29 protein-coding genes and 1 rRNA gene are annotated in these 25566 nt (G+C 70.0%); 11 read left to right on the forward strand and 19 right to left on the reverse strand.

The window, feature by feature from the left end; all coding sequences use genetic code 11:
* A 5S ribosomal RNA gene (gene rrf, locus ACP4J3_RS44010) occupies positions 1–75 on the forward strand; the annotation flags it as partial.
* 48 nt (positions 76–123) lie between these two features.
* Here rrf and ACP4J3_RS44015 read toward each other — a convergent pair.
* On the reverse strand, positions 124–801 hold the full coding sequence (locus tag ACP4J3_RS44015) for a response regulator (protein WP_426542693.1): 678 nt from the start codon (positions 799–801) through the stop codon (positions 124–126).
* On the reverse strand, positions 798–2096 hold the full coding sequence (locus tag ACP4J3_RS44020; protein ID WP_426542695.1) for a sensor histidine kinase: 1299 nt from the start codon (positions 2094–2096) through the stop codon (positions 798–800). The genes ACP4J3_RS44015 and ACP4J3_RS44020 overlap by 4 nt, the downstream gene beginning before the upstream one ends.
* A gap of 85 nt (positions 2097–2181) precedes the next feature.
* On the opposite strand from ACP4J3_RS44020, the gene ACP4J3_RS44025 reads away from it, so the two are divergent.
* Positions 2182–2745 (forward strand): GNAT family N-acetyltransferase, encoded by a 564-nt coding sequence (locus tag ACP4J3_RS44025; RefSeq protein WP_426542697.1) that lies wholly within the window; start codon positions 2182–2184, stop codon positions 2743–2745.
* A gap of 7 nt (positions 2746–2752) precedes the next feature.
* On the opposite strand, the gene ACP4J3_RS44030 is transcribed toward ACP4J3_RS44025, so the two are convergent.
* From ACP4J3_RS44030 to ACP4J3_RS44060, 7 genes are all read right to left on the reverse strand, one after another.
* Complete coding sequence (locus ACP4J3_RS44030; RefSeq protein ID WP_426542699.1) at positions 2753–4303, reverse strand: type IV secretory system conjugative DNA transfer family protein; 1551 nt, start codon at positions 4301–4303, stop codon at positions 2753–2755.
* Between the two features lie 8 nt (positions 4304–4311).
* Complete coding sequence (locus tag ACP4J3_RS44035; protein WP_426542701.1) at positions 4312–5721, reverse strand: ATP-binding protein; 1410 nt, start codon at positions 5719–5721, stop codon at positions 4312–4314.
* A gap of 6 nt (positions 5722–5727) precedes the next feature.
* A complete protein-coding gene (locus ACP4J3_RS44040) occupies positions 5728–7287 on the reverse strand; it encodes an SCO6880 family protein (RefSeq protein WP_426542703.1) in 1560 nt (519 codons plus the stop codon).
* On the reverse strand, positions 7284–8621 hold the full coding sequence (locus tag ACP4J3_RS44045; protein WP_426542705.1) for a hypothetical protein: 1338 nt from the start codon (positions 8619–8621) through the stop codon (positions 7284–7286). Before ACP4J3_RS44045 ends, ACP4J3_RS44040 begins: the two co-directional genes overlap by 4 nt.
* The gene (locus ACP4J3_RS44050) at positions 8611–9444 is read right to left on the reverse strand and encodes a hypothetical protein (protein WP_426542707.1); all 834 of its coding nucleotides are present in this window, start codon (positions 9442–9444) and stop codon (positions 8611–8613) included. The genes ACP4J3_RS44045 and ACP4J3_RS44050 overlap by 11 nt, the downstream gene beginning before the upstream one ends.
* A 218-nt stretch (positions 9445–9662) precedes the next feature.
* Positions 9663–9971, reverse strand: coding sequence for a hypothetical protein (locus ACP4J3_RS44055; RefSeq protein WP_004000049.1), 309 nt, complete (start codon positions 9969–9971; stop codon positions 9663–9665).
* A 363-nt stretch (positions 9972–10334) separates the two neighbouring features.
* Entirely contained in the window at positions 10335–10814 is a 480-nt protein-coding gene (locus ACP4J3_RS44060; RefSeq protein WP_426542709.1) for a MarR family winged helix-turn-helix transcriptional regulator, read from the reverse strand.
* A 238-nt stretch (positions 10815–11052) separates the two neighbouring features.
* Between ACP4J3_RS44060 and ACP4J3_RS44065 the strand changes: the two genes are divergently transcribed.
* Positions 11053–12030, forward strand: coding sequence for an alpha/beta hydrolase (locus ACP4J3_RS44065; protein WP_426542711.1), 978 nt, complete (start codon positions 11053–11055; stop codon positions 12028–12030).
* A 140-nt stretch (positions 12031–12170) separates the two neighbouring features.
* Here ACP4J3_RS44065 and ACP4J3_RS44070 read toward each other — a convergent pair whose 3' ends face one another.
* Entirely contained in the window at positions 12171–12773 is a 603-nt protein-coding gene (locus ACP4J3_RS44070; protein WP_426542713.1) for a TetR/AcrR family transcriptional regulator, read from the reverse strand.
* A 90-nt stretch (positions 12774–12863) separates the two neighbouring features.
* Here ACP4J3_RS44070 and ACP4J3_RS44075 point away from each other — a divergent pair, with 90 nt between their 5' ends.
* Positions 12864–13859, forward strand: coding sequence for an oxidoreductase (locus ACP4J3_RS44075; protein ID WP_426542715.1), 996 nt, complete (start codon positions 12864–12866; stop codon positions 13857–13859).
* Between the two features lie 6 nt (positions 13860–13865).
* On the opposite strand, the gene ACP4J3_RS44080 is transcribed toward ACP4J3_RS44075, so the two are convergent.
* Together ACP4J3_RS44080 and ACP4J3_RS44085 are read right to left on the reverse strand one after the other, a co-directional pair.
* Positions 13866–14123: a hypothetical protein gene (locus tag ACP4J3_RS44080; protein ID WP_426542717.1), complete on the reverse strand. Its 258-nt coding sequence runs from the start codon at positions 14121–14123 to the stop codon at positions 13866–13868.
* Positions 14120–14275, reverse strand: coding sequence for a hypothetical protein (locus ACP4J3_RS44085; protein WP_426542719.1), 156 nt, complete (start codon positions 14273–14275; stop codon positions 14120–14122). Before ACP4J3_RS44085 ends, ACP4J3_RS44080 begins: the two co-directional genes overlap by 4 nt.
* Positions 14276–14396: 121 nt before the next feature.
* Here ACP4J3_RS44085 and ACP4J3_RS44090 point away from each other — a divergent pair, with 121 nt between their 5' ends.
* Positions 14397–15155 carry a PIG-L deacetylase family protein gene (locus ACP4J3_RS44090; protein WP_426542721.1) on the forward strand — a complete coding sequence of 253 codons (759 nt, stop codon included), beginning with the start codon at positions 14397–14399 and terminating at the stop codon, positions 15153–15155.
* A gap of 11 nt (positions 15156–15166) precedes the next feature.
* Here ACP4J3_RS44090 and ACP4J3_RS44095 read toward each other — a convergent pair whose 3' ends face one another.
* On the reverse strand, positions 15167–15514 hold the full coding sequence (locus tag ACP4J3_RS44095) for a DUF1330 domain-containing protein (protein WP_426542723.1): 348 nt from the start codon (positions 15512–15514) through the stop codon (positions 15167–15169).
* 15 nt (positions 15515–15529) lie between these two features.
* On the opposite strand from ACP4J3_RS44095, the gene ACP4J3_RS44100 reads away from it, so the two are divergent.
* The 4 genes from ACP4J3_RS44100 to ACP4J3_RS44115 all read left to right on the forward strand — a co-directional run bounded on the left by ACP4J3_RS44100 (position 15530) and on the right by ACP4J3_RS44115 (position 18488).
* Positions 15530–15670 (forward strand): hypothetical protein, encoded by a 141-nt coding sequence (locus ACP4J3_RS44100; RefSeq protein ID WP_426542725.1) that lies wholly within the window; start codon positions 15530–15532, stop codon positions 15668–15670.
* A 35-nt stretch (positions 15671–15705) separates the two neighbouring features.
* Positions 15706–16503 carry a trypsin-like serine peptidase gene (locus ACP4J3_RS44105; RefSeq protein ID WP_426542727.1) on the forward strand — a complete coding sequence of 266 codons (798 nt, stop codon included), beginning with the start codon at positions 15706–15708 and terminating at the stop codon, positions 16501–16503.
* Between the two features lie 36 nt (positions 16504–16539).
* On the forward strand, positions 16540–17547 hold the full coding sequence (locus ACP4J3_RS44110) for an NlpC/P60 family protein (RefSeq protein WP_426542729.1): 1008 nt from the start codon (positions 16540–16542) through the stop codon (positions 17545–17547).
* 203 nt (positions 17548–17750) lie between these two features.
* On the forward strand, positions 17751–18488 hold the full coding sequence (locus tag ACP4J3_RS44115) for a phosphatase PAP2 family protein (protein ID WP_426542731.1): 738 nt from the start codon (positions 17751–17753) through the stop codon (positions 18486–18488).
* Between the two features lie 83 nt (positions 18489–18571).
* On the opposite strand, the gene ACP4J3_RS44120 is transcribed toward ACP4J3_RS44115, so the two are convergent.
* From ACP4J3_RS44120 to ACP4J3_RS44130, 3 genes are all read right to left on the reverse strand, one after another.
* Positions 18572–20122 (reverse strand): FAD-binding oxidoreductase, encoded by a 1551-nt coding sequence (locus ACP4J3_RS44120; protein WP_426542733.1) that lies wholly within the window; start codon positions 20120–20122, stop codon positions 18572–18574.
* A gap of 769 nt (positions 20123–20891) precedes the next feature.
* Entirely contained in the window at positions 20892–21890 is a 999-nt protein-coding gene (locus ACP4J3_RS44125) for an anion permease (RefSeq protein ID WP_426542735.1), read from the reverse strand.
* A 9-nt stretch (positions 21891–21899) separates the two neighbouring features.
* Positions 21900–22520, reverse strand: a complete 621-nt coding sequence (locus ACP4J3_RS44130) for a DUF47 domain-containing protein (RefSeq protein WP_426542737.1) — start codon at positions 22518–22520, stop codon at positions 21900–21902.
* Positions 22521–22765: 245 nt separating this feature from the next.
* Here ACP4J3_RS44130 and ACP4J3_RS44135 point away from each other — a divergent pair, with 245 nt between their 5' ends.
* Entirely contained in the window at positions 22766–23137 is a 372-nt protein-coding gene (locus ACP4J3_RS44135) for a metal-sensitive transcriptional regulator (protein WP_426542739.1), read from the forward strand.
* Between the two features lie 29 nt (positions 23138–23166).
* Here the strand turns inward: ACP4J3_RS44135 and ACP4J3_RS44140 are convergent, their stop codons facing one another.
* Both ACP4J3_RS44140 and ACP4J3_RS44145 read right to left on the reverse strand, forming a co-directional pair.
* Positions 23167–23343: a hypothetical protein gene (locus tag ACP4J3_RS44140; protein WP_426542741.1), complete on the reverse strand. Its 177-nt coding sequence runs from the start codon at positions 23341–23343 to the stop codon at positions 23167–23169.
* Between the two features lie 110 nt (positions 23344–23453).
* Positions 23454–24293, reverse strand: coding sequence for a hypothetical protein (locus tag ACP4J3_RS44145; RefSeq protein ID WP_426542743.1), 840 nt, complete (start codon positions 24291–24293; stop codon positions 23454–23456).
* A 125-nt stretch (positions 24294–24418) separates the two neighbouring features.
* Here ACP4J3_RS44145 and ACP4J3_RS44150 point away from each other — a divergent pair, with 125 nt between their 5' ends.
* Positions 24419–24598: a hypothetical protein gene (locus ACP4J3_RS44150; protein ID WP_426542745.1), complete on the forward strand. Its 180-nt coding sequence runs from the start codon at positions 24419–24421 to the stop codon at positions 24596–24598.
* 175 nt (positions 24599–24773) lie between these two features.
* Here the strand turns inward: ACP4J3_RS44150 and pstB are convergent, their stop codons facing one another.
* A complete protein-coding gene (gene pstB, locus ACP4J3_RS44155) occupies positions 24774–25550 on the reverse strand; it encodes a phosphate ABC transporter ATP-binding protein PstB (RefSeq protein WP_426542747.1) in 777 nt (258 codons plus the stop codon).
* Between the last annotated feature and the right edge of the window lie 16 nt (positions 25551–25566).

Genomic DNA, 25566 nt, shown 5'->3' on the forward strand with positions numbered 1-25566 from the left:
AACCCGGAAGCTAAGCCTTACAGCGCCGATGGTACTGCAGGGGGGACCCTGTGGGAGAGTAGGACGCCGCCGAACAATTTTTGAGGAGAGGCCCACGCCGTATGGCGTGGGCCTTTTCGCGTTTCAGGACGGATTTACGAGGCCCGTGTCGTAGGCCAGGATCACCGCCTGAATTCGGTCCCGCGAGCCCGTCTTGGCGAGGATGCGGCCGACGTGGGTTTTCACCGTGGACTCGGCCAGGTGGAGGCGGGTGGCTATCTCAGTGTTCGTCCAGCCTCTGCCCACGACGGTGAGGATCTCGCGTTCGCGGTCGGTGAGAGGGGAGAGCCTGGGATCCAGGGCGCTGGGCTGCTGGTCGTCCGTGGGGCTTTTGGGCGGTAGATGGTGGACGTACGCGTCGAGTAGGCGGCGGGTCAGGCTGGGGGCCACCACGGCGTCCCCGGTGGCTACGGCTCGGACGCCGGAGAGGAGTTCCTCCGGTTGTGCGTCCTTGACCAGGAAGCCGGAGGCGCCTGCGCGGAGGCCGGCGTAGGCGTACTCGTCCAGGTCGAAGGTGGTGAGGATCAGCACCCGGGTGCGGTCGCCGGCGGCGGTGATGCGGCGGGTGGCCTCGATGCCGTCGAGGCCGGGCATGCGGACGTCCATCAGGACCACGTCGGGGTGCAGTTCCGCGGTCATGCGGACCGCCTCGCTGCCGTTGGCCGCCTCGCCCAGTACGGACATGTCGTCCTGGCTCTCCAGCAGCATCCGGAAGCCGAGGCGCTGGAGGGGCTGGTCGTCGGCGATGAGAACGGTGGTCACTGCGGGGATTCCTCCGGGAGGTGAAGGTGGACGCGCCAGCCTTGCTCGGGGTGCGGGCGAGGGCCGGCCTCAAGTGTGCCGCCGTACAGGGCGGTTCGCTCCTGCATTCCGGGCAGGCCGCGACGGCCTCTGCCACGAGGTGTGCGGGCTGTGCGGTCAGGGTCGGCGTTGCCGGTGTCGGTCACGGTCGCGGTGACGGCGCCCTTCTCCTCGTACAACAGCTCTATGTGCGCGCGTGTGCCGGGGCCGGCGTGCTTGAGGGTGTTGGTGAGGGACTCCTGGATGACGCGGTAGACGGTGAGCTGGCGGCCTGGGGAGAGGGGCGTCGGGCTGCCGTGGATGGTGGTGTGGACCGGGAGGCCTGCGGCGCGTACGCCTTCGATGAGTTGGGTCAGGTCGGTGAGGGTGGGTTGGGGGGTGAGTTCCGGGTTGGGGGCTCGGGTTTGTTCGTCCTCGCGCAGGACGTCGAGCAGGCGGCGTAGTTCGCCCAGGGCCTGGCGGCTGGTGGTGGCGATGGCGTTCAGGGCCTGGGTGGCGCGTTCGGGGGATTTGGCGGCCGCGTACTTGCCGCCGTCGGCCAGGCCGGTGATGACGGAGAGGTTGTGGCCGATGATGTCGTGCATCTCGCGGGCGATGCGGGCGCGTTCGGCCGCGGCGGCGAGCTGGGCCTGCTGGTCGCGTTCGATCTCCAGGCGGCGGGCGCGGTCCTCGAGGGCCTCGGTGTAGTCGCGGCGGGTGCGGACGGTGATGCCGATGGCCGCGGCCACCGCGATCGACATCAGCACGGGGGCGATGTCCTGGTCGGGGCCTCCCTGTGGATGGCGGGCGGCCATCACCGCGACGGGGGCCGTGATCACGGCCGTGGCCCACCACAGGTTGCGTGCGGGGCGGCGCAGGGCGATGTGGAAGACGACCAGGAGCTGGAGCATCACCGCCTGGAGGGCGATGCCGGTCCAGGCGTTGACCAGAGCGAGGGGGGCCAGCGCGAGGAGGATGGCGCGAGGGTGGGCTCGTCGGCCCAGGAGGGGGATGGAGAGGCCCAGGCTGAGGGCGAGGACCAGCCAACCCGGGTTGTCGCGGTCCCGGGCCACGTTGAGCCAGCCGCCGCCGTAGTAGTCGATCAGAGCGGCCGTCACCCAGAAGCCGGTGAGGTGCAGGTCCCATACGAGCGGGTGGCGGTGGTCGAAGGCCCGGATGCGCCGGCTGATGCGCTGGATGTGCTGGGTGAGGGGTTCCGCCGCCCGCCCTTCGGCCGCAGGGTCCTGCGTCGCTCGCTCTTCCGTCACATCGTCCATCGTGCGTGATCTTGGCGGGCTGTCCCAGAGCCCTGGGCAGTATTCCGGGTGAGGGATGTCGTACCCGGGTACTACCGTTGCCGTCATGTGGACCATGAGCCCCGGGGCCTACGTCATCCGGTCGATACGTGCCGACGAGTGGGCCGCCGCGAAGGAGTTGCGGCTTGCCGCGCTGCGGGATCCCCTCGCGCCGCTCGCCTTTCTGGAGACGTACGAGGAGGCTCTCGCCCGGCCGGACTCCTTCTGGCAGGAGCGGGCCGCCCGGGCCTGTGAGGGGGCCGACGGGGCGCAGCAGATCGTGGCCGAGGGGCCGGACGGGGGCTGGGTCGGGACGTTGACGGTGCTGGTCGAGGAGCCGGGGGCGACCGACTGGGCCGGGTTTCCGGTGGAGCGGAAGCAGGGGCATGTCGTCGGCGTGTTCGTGCGGCCCGAGGAGCGGGGCAGTGGGCTGACCGACGTGCTGTTCGACGCCGGGCTGGAGTGGGCCTGGGCGCGGGGTGCCGAGCGGGTGCGGCTGATCGTGCACGAGGAGAACGGGCGGGCCCAGCGGTTCTACCGGCGGGCCGGGTTCGTGCCGAGTGGGCTGGTCGTGCCGTTGTCCGGGAAGCCGGAGGAGAAGGAGCTGGAGTTCGTCCTCGAGCGGCCCTGACCGGGCGTCAGACGGGCAGTTCGTCGTGCGGCCAGCGGGAGCGGGCCTGTTCGCGGGACCGGAGCAGGGCCAGGGTCGGCATGCCCCGGTCCGCTCCGGTGGCCAGCAGCTCCGGCAACCGGGGAAGCGGAGCCACGGCGGCGACGTCGTCGAGGACGAACGTCATTGGTGGGTCGAGGCGACCGGAGGATGACCGTTCGGCCATGCGCCGGCCGCGCTCGACCACGCTTGCGGCGAGGGCCGTCAACAGTGGCATGGCGCCCGGGTTGGCTCGGGGGTCCTCGATGGATTCACCCACCACATAAAGCGTGCCCCCTTCGTGGACGAAGGAATCCAAGGTGAGGGCATCAGTTCGGTTTGGAGTGCAGGCCTCGCGGATGTTGACCGTGGAGAGGGCGGAGAGCGCTCTGGTGGTCAACTCCTGGGCCATGTCGCGGCGTTCGGGGTGGGCCGTGAGGGCGGCCTCGAGTTCGCCGGCCGAGCCCGGGGCGGCCTTCGGGTTCGTACGGAGGATGCGTACGGCGTCCTGGATCTGGGTGCCCTGGGACCAGCGGTGGACGTGGCGGATGGTGCGGCCGTCGATGGCGGCGGCGTGCAGGCAACTGCGCAGCAGCGTCTCGGCGGTGTCGCTGACCGCTTGGTCGAGGCGGGAGGTGGGGCGGACCGGGGCGAGGAGCGCGGTGGCTCGCGCGGCCGCTGTCTGCTTGTCCTCGCAGGCCGTGGTGGGGGACCAGTGGAGGCGGGCCGGGGTGTCGCAGAGGTGGGTGGGGTCGTAGAGGAGGACCGGGCCCAGTTTTCCGCGGGCGTCTTTGGTGTCCTCCCAGAGGGCGGGGTTGGAGGTGACCACGAGGGCGGGGCCCTCGGCGTCGCGCACGGCCTGGGTCGCGGTCTGGTGGCGGGTTTCCTTCGGGGCCACGAGGATCTTCTCCCGGCCGGCCAACGGTTCGGCGAACGGTGGGGTGGGGTGCGCCGCGGCAGGCACGGGCACAGGCGCAGGCACGGGGACGGGTGGCGGCTCTTCGATGTGCTCCGTCGCCGTCGTGGGGGGTTGCCACGTCCTCGTCGGCTCGGCCTCGGTCCGGGGTGCCGGTACCTCGTGCTGGGGCGGCTCCGGGGCCGCGGGCGGGGGAGCCTTCTCGACTGCCCTCGCTCCCGTGCGCCGCGCCGCCCGGACCGCACGCCACCGTGCCACCGTCCCCATGACGAACACGGTCAGCACCACCAGCACCATCAACTGGCCGATGAACAGGCCCCAGAACAGGCCGTAACCCGAAAGCTGCCCGGCCGGTGTGTCCGGCCAGGCTCCCGGGATGTCGTGGGGCTCGGCGATCAGGGAGCGCATCGCCAGGGGGGTGCGGGTGAAGGTGACTCCGGTCGGCCAGGTGCCGTGGGCGAACCACGCCGCCAGGCCCGTCGCCGTCCAGACCAGCAGGGTCATGCCGAGGAGGAAGGCGAGTATGCCGATCAGCAGGCCGTCGGGGACGCCGCCCTGGCCGTCTCTGCCGCTTCGGCCCTCTTCCCGGTGGCCCCGGTATTCCCGGCCGTGGTCCGGTCTCACGCTGCCCCCTACGCCACCGTCGATTCGGAGTCGCCCAGGTGTTGCTCCACGAAGGCCGCCGCCCGCTCCTCGGCCTCCAGCTCGGCGGCGCGCAGGGCGTCGTCGGTGAGGTCGGTGGCCGCTTCGGTCATCGCGCGGTCGGTGAAGACGAGGGGGCGTTCGGTCTCGGTGACCAGGTGTTTGACGACCTGGACATTGCCGTTGACGTCCCACACCGCGATGCCCGGGGTGAGGCTGGGGATGATCTCCACCGCCCAGCGCGGGAGGCCCAGCACCCGGCCCGTCGCCCTCGCCTCGTCGGCCTTCTGGGCGTAGATCGTCCTGGTGGAAGCCATCTTCAGGATCGCGGCCGCTTCCTTCGCCGCCGCGCCGTCGACGACGTCCGAGAGGTGGTGGACGACGGCGACGAAGGACAGGCCGAGCCGGCGGCCGAACTTCAGCAGGCGCTGGAAGAGCTGGGCCACGAAGGGGCTGTTGATGATGTGCCAGGCCTCCTCGACCAGGAAGATGCGCTTCTTCCGGTCGGGGCGGATCCAGGTGTGTTCCAGCCATACGCCGACGATCGCCATCAGGATCGGCATGGCGATCGAGTTGCGGTCGATGTGGGACAAATCGAACACAATGAGGGGCGCGTCAAGGTCGATGCCGACCGTCGTGGGGCCGTCGAACATGCCCCTGAGGTCACCGTCGACCAGACGGTCCAGCACCAGGGCGACATCGAGCCCCCACGCCCGTACGTCGTCTATGGCGACGTTCATCGCCTCGGCCGACTCCGGCTCGGGGTGCCGTAGCTGCTCGACGATGTCGCTGAGCACCGGCTGGCGTTCGACGATCGTCTCGTTGACGTAGGCGTGCGCGACCTTGAGCGCGAAGCCGGAGCGCTCGTCCAGGCCGTGCCCCATCGCGACCTCGATGATCGTGCGGAGCAGCGCGAGCTGGCCCGTCGTGGTGATCGACGGGTCGAGGGGGTTGAGGCGGATGCCGTGGTCCAGGGCGGCCATCGGGTCCAGCCGGATGGGAGTTATGCCCAGCTCCTGCGCGATGAGGTTCCACTCGCCGACGCCGTCCTCGCCCTGGGCGTCCAGGACGACGACCTGGCGGTCGCGGAAGCGCAGTTGCCGTAGGACGTACGTCTTCTCCAGGGCCGACTTGCCGTTGCCGGACTCGCCGAGGACCAGCCAGTGGGGGGCGGGGAGCTGCTGGCCGTAGAGCTGGAAGGGGTCGTAGATGTAGCCCTTTCCGGAGTACACCTCGCGGCCGATGATGACGCCCGAGTCGCCGAGGCCGGGGGCGGCGGTGGGGAGGTAGACCGCCTGGGCCTGGCCCGTGGACGTGCGCACCGGCAGCCGGGTCGTCTCGACCTTCCCGAAGAGGAAGGACGTGAAGGCCTCGGTGAGGACGGACAGCGGGTCCCGCATCAGGTCCTACCTCCGAATGCCGGTGGCGAAGGGGAGTGTGTTCACGAATGCCCGGTGGTGCTCGCGGTCGCACCACTCCAGCTTCAGATACGACTTTCCGGCGGACGCCCGGATGGTCCGCTTGTCGCGCGCCAGCGACTCGGGGGAGCGGGAGGAGACGGTGATGTAGCCGACCAGGTTGACGCCGGCCGCGCCGCTCGCGAGGTCTTCTCCTCGCTGGTCGAGGCGGTTGTGGGCGGCGACGTCGCGGGGGTCGACGGTGCGGTTCATCTTGGCGGCGCGGCTGGCCTCGGCCTCGTCGTTGGTCTTCTCGGTGAGCATGCGCTCGATGGCGACCTCGGTGGGTTCGAGGTCCATCGTGACGGCGACCGTGCGGATGACGTCCGGGGTGTGGACGAGGAGGGGCGCCAGGAAATTCACACCCACCGGGGTCATCGGCCACTCCTTGACCCAGGCGGTGGCGTGGCACCAGGGGGCGCGGGTGGTGGACTCCCGGGTCTTCGCCTGCAGGAACGTCGGTTCCATGGCGTCGAGCTCGGCCGGCCAGGCGTTGCGCTTCGTCATCGCCTGGATGTGGTCGATCGGGTGGTCGGGGTCGTACATGGAGTGGATGAGCGACGACAGCCGGCCCTGGCCGAGCGGCTGCCGTACGCGGATGTCGGCCTCCTGCAGGCGCGAGCAGATGTCAGTCAGCTCGCGCGCCATGACGACCGCGAGGCCCGCGTCCCGGTCGACCTTGCCGCCGCCGTGCGGGCGGGCGGCGCGGGCCATCGCGATGGCCTCGGCGGCCAGTTCGCGGGTGTAGTGCATACAGGCGACGAGGTAGGCGCGGTGCTGCTCGCTGCTCGTCGACACCATGGACTGGAGTTGGTCGTACGACTGCTGCAGCCAGGCGGGGGAGCGGTCGTCGCCGCGTACGGCGACGTCCTTGGCGTGGGCGTCCGGGTCGGCGGGGAGGGTGCGCGCGAGCATCTGAAGGCGGGTCACGAAGCCGTCGCCGTTGGCGACATGCTTCAGCAGGGTGCCGAAGCGGTCGACGAGGGCTTCCTGGTCCTCGGAGTCGCGCAGGCCCACGCCCGGGCCCTCGATCTCGATGGCGGCGGTGACGGTGCGGCGGTCGGCGTGCAGCAGTACGGCGATCTCGTCCGGGCCGAACGGGGCGGCCAGCCAGGAGATACGGCCGATGCCCGGCGGCGGGCCCACCTCGACCTCGCGGCCGTCGAGCCCGGTGCCGGCCTCCATGGCGGCGGAGCGGTAGGCGGTGCCCTGGCGCAGGGTGCGCTTGTAGCTGCGGTTGATCTCGAACCACTTGTAGATGGTCCGCTGCTTGTACGGCACGTAGACCGCGGCCAGCGCGAGCATCGGGAAGCCCATGAGCAGCACGATGCGCAGGGACAGGACGGGGACGAGGAGTCCGCACATCATGCCGAGGAACGCGCCCGCGATGATCAGCGCGATCTCGCCGGTCTCGCGGTTGCGGCCGACGATCGCGTTCGGCCGGGCGCGGCCGATCAGATATGTACGGCGGGGCGTGACCGGATGGGACACATGGGACTGAGTCGTCAACGCCCGTCACCTCCTGAACGATTGCTGCTGCTGTTGCGGGTATTGCTGGCGTGGGGGGTGTTCACGGGGCTGCCCGAGCGGGGCGCGGGTGCGGTGGAGGGGGCGGATCCGCCGCCTCCGCCGGCGGGGCGCGCGCTGTGTGCGGCGACGCCGCCGGAGGCGGGGTTCGTGGGGCGGGGGGTGTTCGACTGGCCGCCGCCGCTGTTGCTGTCCGCGCGGGAGCTGTGGGTCTTGATGCCCTGGGCCACGAGGGTCGCCGGGGAGCTGATGACGGCGGCGGCCTTGCTCTCGGCGCCGCGCATGATGCGGTTGTTGCGGGTGTTCGCGATCTCGTCGCCGAAGCCGGGGACGAAGCGGTAGATCATCGCGCTCGCGAAGATGGCGAGCAGGATGATGGCGAGGCCGGAGACCACGGCGGCGAGGGAGTCCGGGCCCTCTTCGGTGGCGAGGGCGCCGGCGAGGCCGAGGACGATGACGATGACCGGCTTGACCAGGATGACCGCGATCATGATGCCGGCCCAGCGGCGGACGTGGCCCCACAGGTTCTTGTCCACGAGGCCCGCGTAGACGACGACGCCGAGCAGGGCGCCGACGTACAGCAGTACGGCGCGCAGGTACAGCTCGAGGTAGAGGACGCCCGCGGCGAGGATGCTGATCAGCGACACGATGATCAGCATGATCGGGCCGCCGCCGATGTCGTTGCCCTTGTTGAGGGCCTCGGAGAAGGTGCCGAAGAAGGTGTCCGTCTGGTTGCCGGTGGTCTTCGCGAGGACGTCGCTGACGGCGTCGGTGGCCGAGACGATGGTGTAGAGGATGAGCGGGGTGAAGGCCGAGGCCAGCACCGTGAGCCAGAGGAACCCGATGGCTTCCGACAGGGCGGTGGTGAACGGCACGCCGCGGACGGCTCGCTTGGCGACCGCGAGCAGCCAGAGGAGGAGCGTGAGGATCGTCGAGGCCGCGAAGACGACGGCGTAGTGCTTCAGGAACGTGAGGTTCGTGAAGTCGACGCTCGCGGTTTCCTTCACGGCCTCGCTGAGCTTGTCGACGGTCCAGGAGGCGGCGTCCGCACAGCCCTTGGCGAGGGAGGAGAGGGGGTCGAGGGTGGAGGTGGGGTCGGTGAGGGAGGGGCCGCCGGAGCGGTTGCCGGAGCCGCCGTTGTCTTTTTCGCAGTAGTCCTTGGCGGGGCCGCGAATCAGGTCGCAGGGGTCGCTGCTCCCCGAGGGGGTGGGCGAAGGGGTGGGTGCGGCGACAGCGCGGGTGGCCAGCAGAACGGCGGTCGCCTGGACGGCCGTGAGGGCCCCGGCGACCTTGAGGAAGCGGCGGTTAGCGCGCATACGTGAACCCTCCGTACTCCTCAACGGCCTTCGTCATGTCGTCGGCCGAGGAGGCCCGCTGGTCTCGCCCGACCGGCACTGGACCGTCCTTCTGCTGGAAGTCGGTGACCTTCCAGTCATTGCCGACCCATTTCAGCTCGTAGGTCGTGGTGTACCAGCTCTCGGACACCGGGTTGGTCGAACCTTCACCGGACAGGCCGAAGAGCGACGTGTACCAGACCTCCACGGTGGCGGTGCTCGCGCTGAACGACGTGGTCTTGGTGCCCACCGGGATGACTCGGGAGACGAAGGTCTGGCCCGACGGCGCGGCACCGTTCTTGTCGAGACCGATGTTCGCGAGGAACTTCTCGCTGGCGTACGCGCTGTCCAGGTCCGCCTGCCGCTTGGCGGCTACATCGGGGGCATAGACCGTGCTGACGATCTCGTGCCGTCTGGCCGTGTTGAACATGTCCGCCGACCCCAGCGCCACGGAGAAGTTGGCCGCCGCGCTCTGCGCCCCCTGCTCATCCCGAGCGAACCCCCCGGGAATCCCCGCCGCCTTGCCGTCCACCGGTCGGGTCCCGCTCGCCGCCGTCGTCGAGGATTTCGGCTCGTTTTCATCCCCGCCCGCGGAACCGGAGCCGTCGCCTCCACGGTTCGCGAAGGCGATCGCGGTGATGAGGAGGACCACCACGCCGACGACGGTGACCAGGCTCCGGGACGACGAGCGGCCGGGGCGGCGCGCGCCGCCGTACACGTCGCCGCTGGTGTCGGGCAGCCGGGTGCGGGTCTGCCCGGTGCCTCCGTAGCCGCCGGAGGGATCCCGCTCGTCTCCGAGACTCATGCCGCGTACGCCCCCTCGACGTCGGACGGAAACACGTTGGAGTACGACCGTAGCCGTGCTGGTTCCCGCATGGGCGCGGTGTGGTGACTCGACATCAGGGAGACGCAACCTCAGCCGGTGAGCACGACGGGTGGGTGGGGGAGGAGTAGGAGGGCCGGGCGTGCCCGGAGCGGACGGAGGGGGCAGGGGGTAGGGGTAGGGGGTGAGAGGTCTCGGGGCTAGACGGCCATGCCGTACACGATGGTGAACAGCGTGCCCAGCGAGCCGATGATGAAGACGCCCGTCAGGCCGGCGATGATGAGACCTTTGCCCTGCTCGGCGCTGAAGGTGTCGCGCAACGCCGTCGCGCCGATGCGCTGTTTGGCCGCACCCCAGATGGCGATGCCGAGACAGATCAGGATGGCCACGGCCATCACGACCTCGATCATCACCTTGGCCTCGTTGCCCAGGCTGCCGAAGGGGCCCCAGTCCGGAGCGATCCCGCCGATGATGGTGTTGATGTCGCCCTTATCGGCCGCAAAGAGCATGTAAGTCACCGCCCCTGGTGGGTAGTTCCGCATCCCCTGCGGTGCGCAGAGGTCAGGCCTCATTGTCGTTGATTCTCGCCGACATTGTCGCCGCCGTATGTCGACTTGGCGTCATTGATGGGCGGGATTCGTACGAATAGCTCGTACGGTCACTCTGTGTATCACGGCAGGTCACCCCGGGCAACGAGGCCTGGGCGGAACCTGTCGTGTGGTCGCGTCGTTAGCCCTCTTCACCCTCGGGTGCCGTTTCTGACGGCTGGTCGGGTGAGTGGTCGTGCCGGTGTTCTGCGGGTGAAGGCTATCCCGGGGTGGTTGGCCGGGTGCCGGTGGGTCGCAGCCGGGGTCGTGGGGCGTGACGGGCTGTCAGCGGGGGTGGGCCTCTGTGACGTTCGTCGTCAGTAGGCGCAGGAGCTGTTTGGCCTGGGCGTCCTGTCGGGGGGTCAGGCCCATCGCCTCGCCTATGGCGAGGGGGACGGTGGCCGCGCGGTCGCGGAGTTCGGCGCCGGCCTCGGTGAGGCGGATGGCGACGGAGCGTTCGTCGTCGCGCCGGCGCTCGCGGCGCAGCAGGCCGCCGGCTTCGAGGCGCTTGAGCAGCGGGGACAGGGTGCTGGACTCCAGTTGGAGGGCGGTGCCCAGGTCGCGTACGGAGATGGAGTCCTGTTCCCAGAGGACGAGCATGACCAGGTACTGGGGGTAGGTCAGGCCCAGTGTGTCGAGGAGGGGGCGGTAGCGCGCTGTCACGGCGCGGGAGGCGGCGTAGAGCGCGAAGCAGAGCTGGTCGTCCAGGAGGAGGGAGCCTTCCCGGGTGGCCGATTCGGTGGCCGGTTCGGACGATGGGGTCATGGGCTCGCTCCTGGCTCTTCGTCGCTCTTGGCTGCGCTTGGTCGCTCGTGGTCGCTCTTGGTTGCTCTTCGTGGGTTTGCTCGATCTTATCGAGGGCCAACTCATCGAGCACTAATAAGTTGCGCACGACTAAATAGCGCGCTACTTTCATTGTGTGCCGCCGGACCCGGCCGTACCAGGCCGGGTGGACCTGCCCGCATGCGTGGGGCGCGCGGCACCCCGATCCGAGGAGATCGCCATGACCGACACCGCGCCCACCACCCCCGCCCGCCCCGTCCTGGAGCCCGCCGCCCAGGCCTTCGTCGAGGCCACCGCGAACCCGCCGTACCTGTTCGACCTGGGTCCGGCCGAGGGCCGTAAGACCGTCGACGAGGTGCAGTCCGGGGAGATCGCCAAGCCGGACGTCGACGAGGAGTGGGTCACCGTGACCGGCGGGCCGACCGGCGAGGTCAGGGCCCGTGTCGTACGGCCGGCCGGGGCCACCGGGACGCTCCCGGTGATCATCTACATCCACGGCGCGGGCTGGGTCTTCGGCAACGCGCACACCCATGACCGGCTGGTGCGCGAACTGGCCGTGGGCGTGGGTGCCGCGGTCGTCTTCCCCGAGTACGACCTCTCGCCCGAGGCGCGCTACCCGGTCGCCGTCGAGCAGAGCTACGCCGTGGCCCAGTGGGTCGTCCGCGAGGGCGCGGCCAACGGCCTGGACGCCGGGCGGATCGCCGTGGCCGGTGACTCGGTGGGCGGCAACATGAGTGCCGCGCTGACGCTGCTGGCCAAGGAGCGCGGTGATGTTCCGCTGGTGCAGCAAATGCTCTTCTACCCCGTCACCGACGCGTCGTTCGACACCGGGTCCTACCGGCAGTTCGCCGAGGGGTACTTCCTGCGCCGGGACGCCATGCAGTGGTTCTGGGACCAGTACACGACCGACGCGGCCGAGCGGGCCCAGGTCACCGCCTCACCGCTGCGGGCGACCGTGGAGCAGCTCGCCGGGCTGCCGCCGGCGCTCGTCGTCACCGCCGAGGCGGATGTGCTGCGGGACGAGGGGGAGGCGTACGCGAACAAGCTGCGGGAGGCCGGCGTGCCGGTGACCGCGGTGCGGTATCAGGGCATCATCCATGACTTCGTGATGCTCAACGCCCTGCGGGAGACGCACGCCGCGGGGGCTGCCATCGGGCAGGCGGTCGGTGTGCTGCGGGGGGCCTTCGGGCTGAGCTGAGGGGTCTCGTCGCCGGAGAGGGCGGGCTGCGGGGCGTGCGGCGGCACTCAGGGCCTGGCCCCAGACCGGCGTCGGCAACGCGTGACTGGCCTGGCCTTTTCGGCAGGAGGGTACGGGCGGCGGTTCCGCCCGGGTGATCGTCAGCGGGGCTTGAGGCCGTGCAGCAAGTGGTGGACCAGGTTCTCCACGCCCGTCAGGGCCGCCTCCGGTGTCAGCCAGCCGCCTGCGATGAAGGCGGCCACGCCGTGCAGGGCGGCGCCTGTGACGAGGTTGAGTTCCTCGGGGTCGCCCTCGATGATCTCGCCGCGTTTCTGGGCGTCCGCGAGGACGCGTTCGAGGCTGCCGACCGTGCGCTCGACGGCGGCGGCCATCTGTTCCGAGGCGTCCGGGTCGTGCTTGCGGGCGTACATGAGCTCCAGGAGCTCGGCGTTGTCGATGGCGAAGCCCAGGTAGGCGCGGGCGAGTGCGGTGAGCCGGGGTTCCAGCGGGAGTGCGGGGTCCTCGGAGGCGCTCAGGGCCTGGCCGAGTCGCTCGTAGCCGGCCAGGGCCAGGGCGTTGAGCAGGGCCTGCTTGTCCTTGAAGTGCCGGCCCGGGGCGGCGTGGCTGACGCCGACCTCGCGGGCCAGTTCACGCAGCGAGAGGGAGGCGACGCCCTTTTCACGCAGGGTGCGTTCCGCTGCCGCGAGCAGGGCGGCGCGCAGGTCTCCGTGATGGTAGGGGCGAGTCTCGGGCATGTGGACCATCGTAGCTCGATGTTGCCTTCGGCTACTTTGTTGGCGCCGTCACCATTGTTGTCATTGACAGCATTGTTGGCGGCGCCTACATTCGGTTGTATGACTGAGAATGCGGAAAGCAAGAGCAGGAGCAAGAGCAGGGCCAAGGCGTGGGACGCGGCCCGCCTTCCCGATCTCACCGGACGTACAGCCGTCGTCACCGGGGCCAACAGCGGCATCGGCCGTACCGCCGCCGATGCGCTGGCCGGCGCGGGTGCGCACGTCGTGTTCGCCGTACGGGACCTCGAGCGCGGCCGGGCCGCGGCGGCGACGGTGAACGGCAGCACCGAGGTGCGGCGGCTGGACCTGGCGGATCTTGCGTCCGTACGGGAGTTCGCGGAGGGCTGGCAGGGGCGGCCGCTGGATCTGCTGGTCAACAACGCCGGCGTGATGATGGTGCCGCGGCAGCGCACGGCGGACGGCTTCGAGATGCAGTTCGGCACGAATCACCTCGGACACTTCGCGCTGACCAACCTGCTGCTGCCGTACGTCACGGACCGGGTGGTGACGCTGTCGTCCGGCGCGCACCGCTGGTTCGGCGCGCGGATCCGCTTCGAGGACCTCGACTTCGCGTCGGGCTACGACCCGAACCGCGCGTACGCCCAGTCGAAGCTGGCGAACCTGCTGTTCACGCTGGAACTCCAGCGGCGGCTGACGGAGGCCGGTTCCCCGGTGCGCGCCCTCGCCGCCCACCCGGGCTATGCGGCCACCAACCTCCAGAGCCACGCGGGGAGCCCGGTGATGCGGGGGCTGATGAAGATCGGCAACCGCTTCTTCGCCCAGGACGACCGGGCGGGCGCGCTGCCGACGCTGTACGCCGCCACGCAGGACCTTCCCGGCGCGAGCTACGTCGGGCCGGACGGGCTGGGTGAGCTGCGGGGCGGGCCGACGCTCGTCGGGCGCAGTGCGGCGGCCAGTGACGCGGGTATGGCGCGGCGGTTGTGGACGGTGTCGGAGGAGCTGACTGGGGTGAGCTGGACGCTGGGGGTGGCGGGGAGCGGGGCTGGGGAGCGGGAGCGGGACCGGGGGCGGGGCCGGGTGGCGGCCGAGCGTTAGTACGCGCTACGCCGTCGGCCCTCTGGGGCTCGTGAGCCCTGTCGGGCCCATGAACCTGCCCGGCCTGCCCACCCGGCCGGCCTGCGACTCCGGCTGAGTCACCGTCAGAGCCCACCGGATGGTGTCCGCCGAGGTGTCGACGCCGATCACGAAGGATCCGGGGCGGACCACGCCGGGGGCCATGGTCACCGAGCCCACTCCGGTCTCCCCGGCCGGGCAGTCGATGGTGAACGCGGCGACCTCCGACTCCTGCGACATCGTCACCCGTACACCGCCGTCCCTTCGCACGCCACCGTGAGCACGGTCGGCAGCTTCTCCCACGCGCCGTCGGACGCGACACCGCCGTCCCCCGTCCACTCCTCCACCCACACCAGGCCCTCCGGCCCGGGATGCGGCAGCAGGACGCCGCCCGACACGGCGGAGCGAAGCCGGACGCGACGCCGGCCGGTGCGCAGGCGGCGAGTGCGAGTGTCCCGCCGATGACCTTGGGCCTGAGACTCCGCACTCAGGGGTAGGCCCGACCTGGAGGTGGGAGCGATGGCGATGCCGAGCCTGCTCGGGGTGTTCGCGCACCCGGACGACGAGTCCCTGTTCTCGGGCGGTGTCCTCGCCCGGCACGCGGACGCGGGGGCGCGTACCGGTGTCGTGACCGCGACCTGGACCCCGGACACACCGCGCGGTGCCGAACTCGCCGAGGCGCTGCGGATCCTGGGTGCCGGGCGACCACGGATGCTGGGCTATGCCGACGGCGGCGTGCCGCACTCCGCGCCGGGCAGCCGGCGGCTGTGCGACGCGCCGCTTGACGAGGCGGTGGGCCGACTGGTCGCCCACATACGGCGGTTCCGGCCGGAGGTCGTCGTCACCCACGACGCCTACGGCGGCATCACCGGCCACCCCGACCATGTGCACACCCACCGCCTGACCACGCTCGCCGTCCAGGCGGCCGGGCTCGAACGGCTCTACCCGGACGCCGGCGACCCCTGGCGGCCGAGCGCCCTCTACCTGGCCACGCACCCCCACTCGGCCCTCGACGCGCTCGGCGAACTGGCCCGTGCGGGCAAGGGCATGAACACGGTCCCGGACGAGTGGATCAGCGCGACCGTCGACGCGCGCCCCTGGCTGGAGCGGAAGTGGGCCGCCGTACTGGCCCATCGCACCGAGGTGGAGCGGGGCGCCGCGCCGGGGCTGCTGGCCGGATTTCCGCAGGCCGTCCGCGAGCGGATCCTCGGCAGTGAGTGGTACATCCGGCAGGACACGGTGTCGTCCGCGTCGAGCCGGACCGAGCTGACGGTGTGAGGGACTGGACGCTACTCGGCCGGCAGCGCGTCCCGCAGGGCCTTCGCGGTGACCGTCGGGTCGTAGCCGTCGGGGACGCCCTCGACCAGGATGATGTCGCCCGCGATGTGCCGGGAGCGCAGGGGCGCGATCTCCTGGTAGGCGGGCGAGTCCCACCAGGCCCGCGCCTCCGCGATCCCCGGGAAGCCGATCATCACGACGTGGCCGGGCCAACTGCCCTCCTTGGTCTCGTGCGGGGTCCCGTGCACGAGGAAGCGGCCGCCGTACGGCTCGAAGGTGGCGGTGATGCGCTCGATGTACTCGGCGATCTCCGGGTGCGGGGCGGATTCCTGGAGGTGGGCGATGGCGTAGGCGGGCATGGTGTCCTTCCGTTCGTGCAGTTCATGCAGTTCGTGTCGTTCGTGCTGTTCGTTCCGCTCGATTACGTCCGGTTGGGGTCCGTATGCCGAAGAGCCTGGCAGGCGGGTCTGGTCGGTGTCGATGACCTGTCAGGTAATGCGACAGCGGGCGTCTGACGCTCCTCTCACCTTCGTCGGTCACAGTGGTCCCGATGCCGCCGCCGATGAAGCCCGCCCCACGCCTGTCCCTGTACGCCGCCGCCGTCCTCCTCACCGTCCCCTCGGCCTCCGCCGCGGCCGCCGACGCCGGGGTCGGTCCCTTCGGTGTGACCGTCACCGCCGTGGCGGGCGCGCAGAGTGCGCGGGTCGGTGCGCTGTTCGCGGCCGGTCGGCAGGATCGTCTGCGCGGTGGCCACTTCTGCACTGCGTCCGTCGTGCACAGCCCTCGGCACGATCTCATCGTCGCCGCCGCTCACTGCCTGGAAGGCAGGACGGACCACATCGTGTTCGTACCCGGCTACCGGGACGGTGTGGCCCCCTACGGGGTGTGGCGGGTGGGGAAGTGGTTTCTGCCGGACGGGTGGGCGCAGGGGCGGGACGAGGACAGTGACGTGGCGTTCGCGGTGGTGCGGGACCGGGGTGGGGAGGGGGTCGAGGACAGGGTCGGGGGGAATCGGTTCGTCGTCGGTACGGCGGTCGGGGCCACGGCCGTGACCGTCACCGGGTATCCCAACTCCCGCGAGGTGCCCGTCAGTTGCAGCAACAAGCCCCACCTTCACAACCGTACGCAACAACGCATCTCATGCCCCGGCCTCAGCGGCGGGACCAGCGGTAGTCCATGGGTCGACGGAGACGGGCAGGTCGTGGGCGTGCTCGGTGGGCACGAGGACGGCGGGGCCACGGCCGATGTGTCGTACAGCGTGGTGTTCGGAGCGGAGGCGGCCGCGCTGTACCGCGAGAGCGTCGGTGAGAGTGTCGATTGCGACGAGTCCCACAGGGGAAGCTCCTAAACTGGCGCGGTCGGACTCCGGCGGGGTGAGGGGCGGTTGACGGTGCGTAAGGCATGGATCGTGGCGGGTTCCGCTCTCGCGGTGGGGCTCAGCTTCGTGATGCTGCTCGTCATCGGGGTCTACCTCGTCGCCGGGAACCTCGCGGGCGGGATGGGCGGCGCCTCCAAGGCGCTGGCCAAGGGGGCCGTGCCCGCCGCTTATCAGGACCTGGTGCAGAAGTGGGGCAATCTGTGCCCCGCCATCAACCCCGCGCTGCTCGCCGCCCAGCTCTACCAGGAGAGCGGCTTCAACCCGAACGCCAAGAGCCCGGCGGCGGCGCAGGGCATCGCGCAGTTCATCCCGGGGACCTGGGCCACACACGGCATCGACGGCGACGGCGACGGCGACCGTGACGTCTGGGACCCGAAGGACGCGATTCCGTCGGCCGCGTCGTACGACTGCAAGCTCGCCTCCTACGTGAAGGACGTACCCGGCGACTCGACCAGGAACATGCTCGCCTCCTACAACGCCGGGGCGTACGCGGTCATCAAGTACCGGGGTGTGCCGCCGTACAAGGAGACCCAGAACTACGTGAAGACGATCACGACGCTTCAGGAGAGCTTCGCGGCGCCCGTCAGCCGGGTCGACCCCAGCAAGCAGGCCGCCGGGGCCATTTACTACGCGCAGAAGAAGCTCGGCACCCCCTATCTCTGGGGCGGTGACGGAACCGCCGCGGACGGTGGGCGGTTCGACTGCTCGGGGCTGACGAAGGCCGCATACGAAAGTGTCGGGATCTCGTTGCCGCGGGTGGCCAACGACCAGTGGAACGCGGGGCCGCATCCGGACAGGGACGAACTGCTGCCGGGGGATCTGGTGTTCTTCTCGGACGACCTCAACAACTCCCGGGCCATCCGGCATGTGGGGATTTATGTCGGTGGCGGATACATGATCGACGCACCGCGGCCGGGCGCTGTGATCCGGTTCGACCCGATCGACACCCCGGACTACTTCGGAGCCACCCGGGTGACCGAAGATGGCGCGAAAGCGCTGCCGACGACGGTTTAGACGGAGCGTGAACCCACCCCCTGAGCTGCGGCGATGGGTATCTCTTCGATAACGTCTGCGTGATCATTCAGTGGAGTGTGGAACGTATCAACAGGGGCCGTGCGTTCCTGGTGTCGTAGCCGTCAGCGGATCTGCAACCACGGGGGTGGAAGAGCGGCGCACGCAAGTGTGCGCCGGAGGAACGACGAAGGGGCCGCAGCGTCATGGCTGGACTCGCAGAATCCGGGTCGAACCCCGACGTCGAGTTGCTCTACGACATCAATGGCCTGGCCAAGGACGCGCCGCACTGGTTCGACCGGGTCATGGGCTACGTCGGTGAGTACGGGCTGCTGCTCGCCCTGGTCCTCCTGGTGGTGTGGTGCTGGTGGTCCGTGCGACGGCGGGGCGAGGACGAAGCCGCCTCGTCGGTGGCCGCGCTGGTGTGGGCGCCGCTGGCCGCCGGGATCGCGGTGCTGGTGAACGTGCCGATACGGGGGTTCGTCGAGCGGCCCCGGCCCTTCAAGTCCCACCACGGGCTGGAGGTGTTGGTGACCGGCAAGACCGACTACTCCTTCGTCAGCGATCACGCGACCATCGCCATGGCCCTGGGCGTCGGGCTGTTCGTCGCGAACCGGAAGTTCGGGCTCGCCGGCATCGGGCTGGCGCTGCTCGAAGGGTTCTGCCGGGTCTACATGGGCGTGCACTATCCGACGGACGTCGTCGGCGGCTTCGCCCTGGGCACCGCCGTCGCGCTGCTGCTGTCGCCGCTGGCCATGGCCCTGCTGACGCCGCTGATGTCCGCGATCGAGCGGTCGTCGCGGGGTGGGTGGCTGATCAGGGCGAGCGGGCGGTCCCGGGCGCGCGGCGGGCGGGAGGCGCTGATTCCGGGGGCGCGGGCGGACAGCGAGAGTGCGGCGGCGGGGGCGGGGGCAGGGGCCGAGGAGCGGGATCTGGCGGCTTAGCTGCGCTCGGCTCGGACGGTGCTCTGTGGTGTGTGGTTTGTGGTTCGTGGTGTGTGGTGTGGCTTGTGCTCTGTGGCCTTGGGCTACAGCGCCTGTGGGTACGTGAAGAAACCCTCCGGGTCGTACTGCTTCTTCAGCTTTGACAGGCGCGTCGCCGCATCCCCGTAGTACGCCTTGCGCCAGTTCCGCAGGGTCGGGTCGGTGTAGTTCTGGTACGCGGCGCCCGAGGCGTACGGGCGCATCGCGTTGTGGGCCGATGTCAGCCAGGACTGGGCCGTGGAGCCCGTCGTGCCGGCCCGCCAGGACGCGAGGTACTGGGCCAGGATGCGGGAGCGGCGGTGTACGAAGGCCGTGGCCGTGGGGGAGACGCGGTTGACGGCTCCGCCGAGGGCCGTGAGGGCGATGCTGCCGGAGCCGCCGCGGACCGACTCCATCTGCTTCAGCAGCGTCTGGATGCCCGTCGATGACAGCGTACGGTCGAAGAAGTCCGACTTGGCGGTGTACGTCTCGCGGCCCAGCGCGCCCTGCGGGGAGCGGCCCGGGGTGGAGCCGGGGAGGTGGCACTGCGCGTCCGTGGCGAAGGACGAGCAGCCGGCGTACAGCTCCATCGACTCCTCGTACGAGCGGCGCTTGATCGAGACGCTGGTCGCGGGGCCGGGGCCGCCGGGGCGGTCGGCCAGGCGGTCCACGGCGTTCTTGAGTTCGCCGTAGGTGCCCAGCGAGAACGCCGCCACGGTGATGGTCGGGGTGCCGCCCGCGCGGTTCGAGATGCTCAGGGCCGACCAGATCTCGTCGGGCTGGGTCGGGCCCCACTCCTGCCAGGACCTGATCAGCGCGGCCGCCTTCGACCAGGGCCAGGTCAGGTACGCCGTGACGGCCTGCGGGGCGGGGTGGGTCTTGAACCGCAGTTCCGTGACGACGCCGAAGTTGCCGTTGCCGGCGCCGCGCAGGGCCCAGAAGAGGTCCTTGTTGGTGGTGGCGTCGGCGGTGAGCTGCTTGCCGTCGGCGGTGATCAGGGTGGCCTGGGTGAGGCTGTCGCAGGTCAGGCCGTAGGTGCGGGAGGTGACGCCGTGGCCGCCGCCTAGGGTGAGGCCGGAGATGCCGACGGTGGGGCAGGAGCCGGCGGGGATGGTGACGCCCTTGGCGGCGAGGGCTCGGTAGACGTCGATGAGTTTCGCGCCGGCGCCGACGACTGCGGTGTTGCCGGAGACGCGGATGCGGTTGAGCTTGGAGACGTCGATGATCAGGCGGTTGTTGCCAGAGGACCAGCCGGCGTAGGAGTGGCCGCCGTTGCGGATGGCTATGCGGAGGTTGTGGGCGCGGGCGTAGGCGAGGGTGGTGCGGATGTCGTCGGGGTGGGCGACGTAGGCGACTGCGGCGGGCTTCAGGGCGTCGAAGCGGGTGTTGTAGAGCTGGTGGGCCGACTTCCAGTCGGCGTCGCCCGGGCGGATGAGGGGGCCGTCTAGGTCTTGGGCGAGGGCGGTCCAGTTGGCGGTGGTGGTCTGTGTGCGGGTGCCGGTGCGGGTACCTGTGCCGTTGCCGTTGCCGTTGCTGTCGGTGCCGTAGCAGGCCGTTGCCGTCAGGGCGGTGAGGGCTGCTGCCGTGCTGCCGCCGATGAAGGTACGCCGTTCCATGTCGCCTCCTGGGGGATACGTGGAACGAGACGGGGTGCGCAGGGGTGGGGTTCCATGAGGCACCGACCGTTTGCCGGCCCTTGGATTCTCGCCCCCGCCGCCCCTACCCGTCCCATCCCAGGGGCTCCGCCCTTCGACCCCGGGTGCTCTCTGGGGGCTGCGCCCCCAGACCCCGCTGTCGGCCCTTAAGGGGCCTTGTCCTCAAACGCCGGACGGGCTGGATTGTGCCGACCGGCGCTGAGGAGGGGCTGTCGGCAGGGGGTGTGGCCCCTTCGGGTGGGTGGGGGTTGGGGATGGTGGGTGCGTGTCCTCGGATGTGGGGTGGGCGGGGGGGTGCGGGCAGTGCTGGGTGGTGGCGTCGGCAGGGGTGCGGTGCCTTTGGGTGGGTGGGCGTTGGGGATGGCGGGAGCTTGTTCCTCGGACGCTCGAGGCCGGACGCCGGACGCCGGGGGGTGTGGGCTCGCGCTGAGGAGAGGTCGTCGGTGGTGGGTGCGGGCCCCGTGGGTGGGTGGGCGTTGAGGGATGGGCACTTCCCGGTGTCGAGCCGTGTCCTTCAGACCGGCCGACGTTTACGGTCGCTTCCGATGCCGGTCGGTGCATCTCAGCCCGTCCGGCGTTCGAGGACGGGCTCCCGCAGGGGCCGCCATCCGGTCCGTCCGGCGTCCGTGGACCCGCTCCCACCAGTTGGCGTCGCAGGTATGAAAGATCGGGTCGGTGTCGGGAGGGGGGTGTCCTGCTGGGTGCCGGGCCCTGTTGGGTCGCGTGGTTTCTACAGGAACGCCAGATGCACTAGCCCGAACGCCGCGGCTGCCACCGCCGCCGCCGCCGGCATCGTGATGAACCAGCCCATGACGATGTTCTTGGCGACGCCCCAGCGGACGGCGTTCACGCGCTTCGTGGCGCCGACGCCCATGATGGCCGAGGTGATGACGTGGGTCGTGGAGATCGGCGCCTTGAAGAGGAAGGCCGTGGTGAACATGATCGACGCGCCGGTCGTCTCGGCGGCGAAGCCCTGCGGGGGATCGAGTTCGATGATCTTGCGGCCGAGGGTGCGCATGATGCGCCAGCCGCCGGCGTAGGTGCCCAGCGACAGCATCACGGCGGACGCGATCTTCACCCACAGGGGGATGGGATCGCCGTAGTCCTCGACGTCGGCGATGACCAGGGCCATCACCACGACCCCCATCGTCTTCTGGGCGTCCTGGAGGCCGTGACCGAGGGCCATGCCGGCGGCCGAGACGGTCTGCGCGATGCGGAAACCTCGCTTCGCCTTGTGCGGGTTCGCGCGGCGGAAGATCCACATGATCGCCGTCATCACCAGGTAGCCCGCGCACAGGCCCACGATCGGGGACACGAACATCGGGATGACGATCTTCTCCAGTACGCCGTCCCAGTAGACCGTCGTCCCGCCTGCCAGCGCCGCTCCCACCATGCCGCCGAACAGCGCGTGGGACGAGGACGACGGAAGGCCGAAGTACCACGTGATCAGATTCCACGTGATCGCGCCTACGAGGGCCGCGAAGAGAATGCCCATCCCCTTCGAGCCCTCGGGTGTCTGGATCAGGCCCTCGCTGACGGTCTTGGCGACACCGGAGCCGAGGAAGGCGCCGCCCAGATTCATCACCGCGGCCATCAGCAGCGCCGCCCGCGGGGTCAGCGCCCGTGTCGACACGGACGTGGCGATGGCGTTCGCCGAATCGTGGAAGCCGTTGGTGTAGGTGAAGAAGAGCGCGACCAAGATGGTCACGACCAGCGCGAAGGTGTCCATGGCGTGGGCTCAGGACTCCTTGACGGCGATGGTCTCCACCGTGTTCGCCACGTGCTCGAAGGCGTCCGCAGCCTCCTCCAGCACATCCACGATCTGCTTGAGCTTGAGGACCTCGATCGCGTCGTACTTGCCGTTGAAGAGGTGGGCGAGGAGTTTGCGGTGTATCTGGTCGGCCTGGTTCTCGAGGCGGTTGACCTCGATCCAGTACTCGGTGAGGTTGTCCATCGTGCGCAGGTTCGGCATCGCCTCGGCCGTCAGGTCGGCCGCCCGCGCCAGCACCTCGATCTGCTGCTCGACGCCCTTGGGGAGTTCCTCGATGTTGTAGAGGACGACCAGGTCGACGGCCTCCTCCATGAAGTCCATGATGTCGTCGAGGGAGGATGCGAGGGAGTAGATGTCCTCGCGGTCGAACGGCGTGATGAACGAGGAGTTCAACTGGTGGAAGATCGCATGTGTGGCGTCGTCACCGGCGTGTTCCGCGGCCCGCATACGCTCTGCGATCTCGACCCGGCCGGCGGTGTCCGCCCCGAGCAGTTCCATCAGGAGCTTCGAGCCCGTGACGATGTTGTCCGCGGACGCGGCGAACATGTCGTAGAAGCTCGTCTCCCGGGGGGTCAGACGAAAGCGCACGTGAGGGTCCTCAAGAAGCGTCGGTTCGGTCAGGCTGATGCTAAGGGCATCATCCGGCCACGGCTAATGGGCCGTCCTCCAGTGTCGCCCATGGGGCACAGTGGTCGGCACGGGGGCTGCCCAGTGGTCCAGTCCAGCGGCCGTTCGCGGCATCGGCCACAGGCCCTATACCCAGCAAAGTCCGGTACGATATACCCAGTAGGGGTATGCGAAGCTGTTTATGCGGTTCACGTCTGGAGGACGCGATGACGACCACCGAGGCCGGCGCGACGGCGCCCTCCGAGGAGACCGGGACGGGGGCGGCCGGGACCGTGGTGACCGACCACGACCGGGGCATCCACGGCTACCACAAGCAGAAGGACGAGCATCTGAAGCGGCTGCGCAGGATCGAGGGGCAGATCCGGGGGTTGCAGCGGATGGTCGACGAGGACGTCTACTGCATCGACATACTCACGCAGGTGTCCGCCTCGACCAAGGCCCTGCAGTCCTTCGCCCTCCAGCTCCTGGAGGAACACCTGCGGCACTGTGTCGCCGACGCGGCCCTCAAGGGCGGTGCGGAGATCGACGCGAAGGTGGAGGAGGCCACGAAGGCGATCGGCCGGCTCCTGCGGACGTGAGGTCCGCCTCGCTACCGGCGGCGTCCCGCTCACTCACCGGCGGCGTTCCGCTCCTCCGCGACGCGCAGCACCTCGTCGATGCTTTCCAGACTGAGCCGTTCCTCGCGGGCGGCCGAGGCCGCGATGATCAGCTCTCCGCACAGCTCGATCTCGGCGAGGGCCACGTGGTCCTGAACTGCCGTACCGCCGACCGGAGCCACGTGCATCACCTCTTCTCTGCCGTTACCGACTTCCTAGAGTAGGGAGCGGCCTACGCACCGCGCATGGCACGGACGGGCTAGTTCTTGACGCCCGTCACGCACGCACACGCCGGCCCTCACTCCTCGGCGATCTTGCCGGCGTAGATGTCGTCGCTGTCGGGCAACCGTACGTCGGCGGGGGTCCCGAAGTCGTACAGCGAGGTCGTCGAGGCCACGGCGACGGCGCCCTCCTGCTGTCCGTTGACGAAGCTGAAGCGGTGTCGGACCTTGCGGATCCGGCCGTCCTCGTCGAGGAAGACGTCGAACGGGACCTGGTCCGTGGCGAACCCTTTCGCCGCCGCCGCGAGGGCCTGCGCGTTCCCCCGGGAGGCCTTCTCGGCGGCGATGCCCAGGTCAGCGGTGCCGCGATAGTGCCGCACCGCCGTACCGGCGACGTCCTCCTCGCCCACGTACGTCGCCTTCCGCGCCCCGCGCAGCACCTCGGCGGCGGCGAACGGGTCGGTGGCGCCGCCGGTGACGAGGTTCCCGTCGGACAGCGTCTGCGTGTCCACGCGCACCCACTTGTCCTCCGGCACGCCGGCGCCGCGGTTCTTCATGTACAGCGCGCCTGGGGCGAGCAGTTCCACGATCGGCCGCTGTGCGGTGGCGCCCGCGGGGTCCTGCGGCAGCAGTACCTTCAGCCGCCCGAGCTGCTTGCGGAAGTTGTACACGCCCTCGCCGCGGATGGTGACGCGGGTGCCGCCGGTGGCCATCTCCATGGAGGTACGGGCCTTGGAACTGCGGGCCTCGACGAGGGTGTCCGCCGCGCGCCGCACGACCTCGACCGCCCCCTCGCCGTGTGCGTCCTCGGCCGCGGCGCCTCGCTCCGCGCACCCGCTGCCGGTGAGGCAGGCGCACAAGACCCCGGCCGCAATGCCCGCCCCGCGCATCCGCCTGTGCTGCTGCCGCTCCGTCATCGCCTGCCTACCCCCAGCCGGTACGTTCGTCACGGGCCCCCTGTCGTTCCGGTTAACGACGGGTAGGTGGCCTCGTCACGCACGGCGAGGAGTCGCACTTACTTGCCTTGGGTAACGTTGTCACTGTGGCACAGCAAGATGGACCGACCTCCCCCGGCAAACCCGGCGACCCTTCGAACCACCGCACGACGATGGTCGAGAAGGGCCCCTTCTGTGCCGCCCACTGCAGCTGCGGCTGGCGGGGTCCTGCGAGACGGGCACGGAGCCTGGCGCGGGACGATGCGGCCGGGCACGTGGCGGGCTGAGACCCTGTGCCCGCGGGGAGGGCTGGGCGGGGGGTGGGTCGCGCAGCCCGGCGCTGGTATGGCAAGTCGCCGTATCGAACACACAGACGGGCCCGCCCCCCGGGAGCCAGGGGGCGGGCCCTTTATCTGCCTCGCGGTGGCACCGCCATGCAGCACCGCGAGGGGTTTGTGGGGATCAGCCGAAGCGGCCGGAGATGTAGTCCTCCGTGGCCTGGACCGACGGGTTGGAGAAGATGCGCTCCGTGTCGTCGATCTCGATCAGCTTGCCGGGCTGGCCGACGGCCGCCAGGTTGAAGAAGGCCGTGCGGTCGGAGACACGCGCCGCCTGCTGCATGTTGTGCGTCACGATGACGATCGTGAAGCGCTCCTTCAGCTCACCGATCAGGTCCTCGATCGCGAGGGTCGAGATCGGGTCCAGGGCGGAGCACGGCTCGTCCATCAGCAGCACCTTGGGCTCCACCGCGATCGCCCGCGCGATGCACAGACGCTGCTGCTGGCCACCGGACAGGCCCGAGCCCGGCTTGTTCAGGCGGTCCTTCACCTCGTTCCAGAGGTTCGCGCCCTTGAGGGACTTCTCGACGATGTCGTCGAGCTGCGACTTCTTGTAGGAGCCGTTCAGCTTCAGACCGGCCGCCACGTTGTCGTACACCGACATGGTGGGGAACGGGTTCGGCCGCTGGAAGACCATGCCGACCTCGCGGCGGACGGCCACCGGGTCGATGCCGGGGCCGTACAGGTTCTCGTCGTCGAGCATGACCTTGCCCTCGACGCGGCCGCCCGGCGTGACCTCGTGCATCCGGTTGAGCGTGCGCAGGAAGGTGGACTTGCCGCAGCCGGACGGGCCGATGAAGGCCGTCACGGAGCGGGGCTCGATGGTCATCGAGATGTCCTCGACGGCGAGGAAGGAGCCGTAGTAGGCGTTCAGGCCGCTGACATCTATGCGCTTGGCCATGTGAATCACTGCTTCT

The sequence above is a fragment of the Streptomyces sp. UG1 genome (genome assembly GCF_049974585.1).
Lineage (GTDB): Bacteria > Actinomycetota > Actinomycetes > Streptomycetales > Streptomycetaceae > Streptomyces.